Raw genomic sequence first — 5524 nt, 5'->3', positions numbered from 1 at the left:
GTAGCGTAGCTAATCGTTTTTTCATCTTTTAAAAAGTCTGGATTTTTTCCCGTTTTTACAGACCTGACTTGGTAAGTATCTCCAACTATTTCATCGCTTGTGATGAGCCATTTACTATCGGGAGAAAAAGTAGCGTAGCTAATCGTTTTTTCATCTTTTAAAAAGTCTGGATTTTTTCCCGTTTTTACAGACCTGACTTGGCAAGTACCTCCAACTATTTCATCTCTTGTGATGAGCCATTTACTATCTGGTGAAAAAGTAACATCGCGAATCGTTTTTTCATCTTTTAGAAAGTCTGGATATTTTTCCGTTCCTACAGACCAGACTTGGTAATTATAATTCCCATCTCTTGTGATGAGCCATTTACTATCTGGAGAAAAAGTAACGTAGCTAATCGTTTTTTCATCTTTTAGAAAGTCTGGATATTTTCCCGTTTCTACAGACCAAACTTTGGGTTTATAATTCCCATCTCTTGTGATGAGCCATTTACTATCTGGAGAAAAAGTAGCGTAGCTAATCGTTTTTTCATCTTTTAAAAAGTCTGGATTTTTTCCCGTTTTTACAGACCTGACTTGGTAAGTGCCTCCAACTATTTCATCTCTTGTGATGAGCCATTTGCTATCTGGTGAAAAAGTAGCATCGCTAATCGTTTTTTCATCTTTTAAAAAGTCTGGTTTTTTTCCCGTTTCTACAGACCAGACTTTGGAAGTACCTCCAACTATTTCATCTTTTGTGATGAGCCATTTGCTATCTGGTGAAAAAGTAGCATCGCGAATTGTTTTTTCATCTTTTAAAAAATCTGGACAGTTTGCCGTTTCTACAGACCTGACTTGGTAATTATAATTCCCATCTTTTGTGATGAGCCATTTACTATCTGGAGAAAAAGTAGGGAAGAGAATCGTTTTTTCATCTTTTAAAAAGTCATAATATTTTCCCGTTTCTACAGACCAGACTTTGGATTTATTATTCCTATCTGTAGTGATAAGCCATTTGCTATCTGGAGAAAAAGTAGGGAAGAGAATCGTTTTTTCATCTTTTAAAAAGTCATAATATTTTCCCGTTTCTACAGACCAGACTTTGAAATTATCATTCCCATCTTTTGTGATGAGCCATTTACTATCTGGAGAACAAATAGCGTAGCTAATCGTTTTTTCATCTTTTAAAAAGCCTGGATATTTTCCCGTTGCTACAGACCAGACTTTGGAATTATCATTCCCATCTATTGTGATGAGCCATTTACTATCTGGAGAAAAAGTAGCGTAGCTAATCGTATTTTCATCTTTTAAAAAGTCTGGATATTTTCCCATTGCTACAGACCAGACTTTGTAAATATCATTTTCATCTCTTGTGATGAGCCATTTACTATCTGGAGAAAAAGTAGGGAAGAGAATCGTTTTTTCATCTTTTAAAAAGTCATAATATTTTCCCGTTTCTACAGACCAGACTTTGGATTTATTATTCCTATCTGTAGTGATAAGCCATTTACTATCTGGAGAAAAAGTAACAATATCTATGTTTGTATATCTTCTTTTCTCTCTCCACTGATGATAATTACTTTGGTTAAAGATCAATTCATTGGCTTGATTGATAGTTTTAATAACATTTTTATCTTTAGCTTTAAACAAAGAATTTTCTAATAAGCGTAAGCCTTGTATAGGATTTATTTTACTTGCTTCAGATGTCCAATAAAGGGCAGTTGCATTATCTGTAGCTACTTTTGCTTTTTCTTCACTTTTAATCGCTTTGTTTTTTGCTTCCTCCGCTTGGTTAAGAAGGGTTATTAGAAGTTCGTTTTTTTGTTCAAGCTCTATTTTCTTTTTAGCGATTTCAGTCCTACTTTCTTCAATAAACCTAAGTATGGTTGTTTTTTCTTCGCTGAGTGAGTCATCAATTGCACTCTTGAAACGGTCGTACAAGGCTACATTTTGTTCACTTAATAAAACACCCTTTTCTTCTTTATAGAAAAAATAACTGGTTTGCAGGTTTTGTACCAAGTTTTTGATGAGTCGTTGTTCTGCATCCCGTTTGCTATCAATAACCTTGGCTAAGGTATCGTGGGCTAATTCGTAATTGTCTTTTTCTAAGATAAGTAATCTGGCTGTTTCTAATTGTTTTAATATCGCTTTCAATTGTGTTTCGGTCAGTCCGCCTTTAATCTCTTTTTGGAGTGATACTAAGGTTCTGGGTCTTTTAGTGCTATCATCTGTCACAAATAAGTCCAGTAATTCTTTGATGACTTTCTCTTCTATGTTTAATGCTGCACTGATGCTTTTTTGTTGCTCCATCAGATAGGTATCCAGTACATTTTGAATGTCTTTGATAGTATCTACGTGTTGCTGCTTGATAATTACCGTTGAGTTAGTTGATTCAATTGCAGTAGCCTCAAGCCAAAGCTTCTCTAAATACACTTGCAAATAGGCTAACTGTCCGTTGGCTTGTCCTTCTACTAATTTCTCAGAAATCGTTGTTGTTAGAGTTGAAGGTTCTGTTTGAATCTTAAATTCTTGAAAAATTCCAGAAACAACCTCTTGAATTTTACGTTGATTCATGGGTTCTACCCGTAAACGGAAATCAAACAGATTAGGTAAATACTGTTCTGATTCGTAGAGTAATCCAAGAAATTCTTCTCGAATAATCAAGATGATTTTACAGGTGTTTTCGCTTTGTAGTTCGTTTAATGTCTCAAACAGTTCTTTTAATTCTTTTTTGTAGGATTGTTGTTTATCACTCAGGGTAAACACTTCTTCAAATTGGTCGAAAAACAGATAGACTGGACGATAATATCTACGATTAATGACAGCAAGATGTTCCGAAACACTGGTGTCTTCTTTTTGTACTTTAGAAATAACTTTCAATTGGTCAGTTAAGGAAGTCTTAAAATTATCACCTCTACGAATGAAGAGAGGAATCCAATCGGGGCCGCTTAGTTTTTTACTTAACCCCGATTGAACTAAGCTAGTTTTTCCAGTTCCCGATGAACCATATACCATAATCAAATTAGTGGCGAAGGTTAATTCGTATAACTTTTCTATTTCTTGGTCACGCCCCAAGAAGGAGTCTTTTTTATCCGCACCATACGGAGCTAAAAACTGAAAGGGACTTTGAGTTTGGCTCATGTTATTACGGATTTAAAAGTTTTTTAAAATCCTTAAATTGTTCTTGAAGATCATTAAAAACCACTTTCATTTCTTTGTTATTTTCAATGGATTTACGGTCTTCTACTTTATACAAGGAACGGTAGGTCAACCTATTTTCGGAATAGACATCCAAAAATGAAATATTTGAAATAGGAGCTTTGTCGTAAATAACATTTGGGTCAATAATAAAGGGCGAAATATTCAAGTAATGGTCACTTTTTAATTGCTTATTGATATGGTTATTCATATTTACCTGCATAAAACCATGCTTTAAGGCTTTTATGATGAGTATCGAAAAATTATCAGGGATTTCGTTGTGTAAATTTAGATTAGTTAAGTTCGCAGGATTTTCTTGGCGTTCGCCCTTCCATTCATAAACTGATAGTTTATAATCAAACTGAGCCTTGGGTTTCGATCTGTTTTTAAAAACCACAATATTTTTCACGGATACAAATTTGTATTGTGTCAGGAACAAACAACAGTCTAAAAGCTCTACCAATTTTTGTTCAGCCAAAAGGCTTTTTTGTTCTAAAACTGCTGCATTAGGATTGGCATTTTGATAAAATAGTGAGAGCTCTTCAAAAAACTGCCCCAAAGCTGATAGCGTTTCATGTTTAGTTATAAGCTCTTGAATTTCTACTATAAAAAAAGGAATATTCGTTGTTTGTTTAAATTCGATAGCTTTAATAATCCATTCTATTTTGTTAAAACGAGCGGGTTGATTAAAGAAGAATGGATTATTTTCTTTGGTATAATTAATTGACTTGTCTATAAAACAGTCTCTTAATTCTGCTAAGGCAATACTGAGTAAGATTTCTTGTACAGCAGTATAAAAGCCAACCATTTTCCCGATACGCTCTATAGTGGGTTGGTCAAAATATTCCCCTGAATCATTGATACCTTCAACTCTACTGGCACATAGATTATGGATTTGTTTACTGATAAAAGGAGGAAACTTGGCTAATATATCTCCCTGAGCATCTTCAAAACTTTCATAGCCAGCGATATTATCATCCCATTCACTGAGTTTTTCGTATAGAAACTCCTTTAAGTAACTATTAGGGATGTAATTTAATTGGCTATGGCTAATTGCTGATAGCTTCCATGTCAGATACTGTACAGTTAGCACTATCAGCAACCAAGTATTTGTTGGAGTACTGGGAATATCGTCATCTAAGAAGCGGGTCTCTCTGGTAATTGAAGTGGTGGAATATGCCTGTACTTTCTCAATGGCTGTTTGAAAAGCACTAGCTATATCAGCTCCATTAATTAACTCTTGAAGAAAGGTTGTAGAAAACCAAGTAGCAGTCTGATCATTGACTGGTGCTTGGGTACCTACAAAAATAGGAATAGAGAAAACTTTGAAATACTCAAAATGGGCGCCTGTACAACATCCATTCAGTAATACCCAAATTAGATTAGGACAACGACCTAGCTGACTTGCTAAACCAATAGCCGACATGCCATGACCAATAGTATCAATAGCCTTTTCATTGGCATGACCACTATACATAAAACCCACCACACGACTTGCAGTTTCGTCTATGGCATTTTGAATATCCTCAATTTTTGCCTCGTATAGATAGCGTATTTGAAACTTACCACTAATGTTATTGAAGGCAGCGTTACACCTTTTAATCTCCTCACTCAAATAATGAAGAGGAGAACTAGGGCTATTGGCAAAAGCAAGTATAATAACAGGTCTTGTATCCATCATTTGTGTCCTAATTATTCTTTTATCCCATATTTGTTCTTAATCTCCTCATCTAAAGGTAGGAGGTACTGCTTTCCAAAAACCTTTTTCCACTCTACAATTTCATCATATTCGTAATCTAATTTCTCACCATCTCCAAAACTCATTATGTTACCTCGCTGTGTTTCTAAATTTGTTTTAACAATTGCTTTACCTACCGTGACATAGAGGTAGCGATTGTCAATAATGTCAACTTGCGTAGGCTTTTTATTTAGCCATAGCCATTGGATTAATTTGCCAGTGGTAGTTTCGTAGGTTTTTACTTGGTGTTGGGTAATGATAGATAGCAGTTTACTATCAGGGGAAAAAGTAGCATCACGAATAGTTGCCTCTTCTTTTAAAAAGTCATGAAGTATTTCTTTTTCCACAGACCAGACTTTGGCTGTATAATCTGGAAATTCTCCATGTTTTGTTACTAGCCATTTACTATCAGGGGAAAAAGTAGCCGCATCTATGTTTTTCTCTTCTTTTAAAAAGTTAGCTTGTATTTCTTTTTCCACAGACCAGACTTTGTCTGTAAAATTATTGTTTGTTATTATCAGCCATTTACTATCAGGGGAAAAATTAGCCTTATGAATATTTTTCTCTTCTTTTAAAAAGTTAGCTTGTATTTCTTTTTCCACAGACCAGACTT

3 protein-coding genes are annotated in these 5524 nt (G+C 34.7%); all 3 read right to left on the bottom strand.

What is annotated here, in order from left to right; translation table 11 throughout:
- A partial coding sequence (locus tag ACOVQ4_RS12680; RefSeq protein ID WP_421821010.1) for a hypothetical protein occupies positions 1-3116 on the bottom strand: 3116 nt, incomplete at its 3' end.
- A 4-nt stretch (positions 3117-3120) separates the two neighbouring features.
- The gene (locus ACOVQ4_RS12675; RefSeq protein WP_421821009.1) at positions 3121-4854 is read right to left on the bottom strand and encodes a hypothetical protein; all 1734 of its coding nucleotides are present in this window, start codon (positions 4852-4854) and stop codon (positions 3121-3123) included.
- Positions 4855-4865: 11 nt separating this feature from the next.
- Positions 4866-5524 (bottom strand): WD40 repeat domain-containing protein (locus tag ACOVQ4_RS12670; RefSeq protein ID WP_421821008.1); only part of this gene is annotated, 659 nt, incomplete at its 5' end.

This window comes from Flectobacillus sp., from assembly GCF_049240685.1.
In the GTDB taxonomy this organism is placed as follows: Bacteria; Bacteroidota; Bacteroidia; order Cytophagales; family Spirosomataceae; genus Flectobacillus.
Note: the sequence above shows the minus strand (reverse complement) of the source record. Positions and strands in the feature narration are given on the sequence as shown.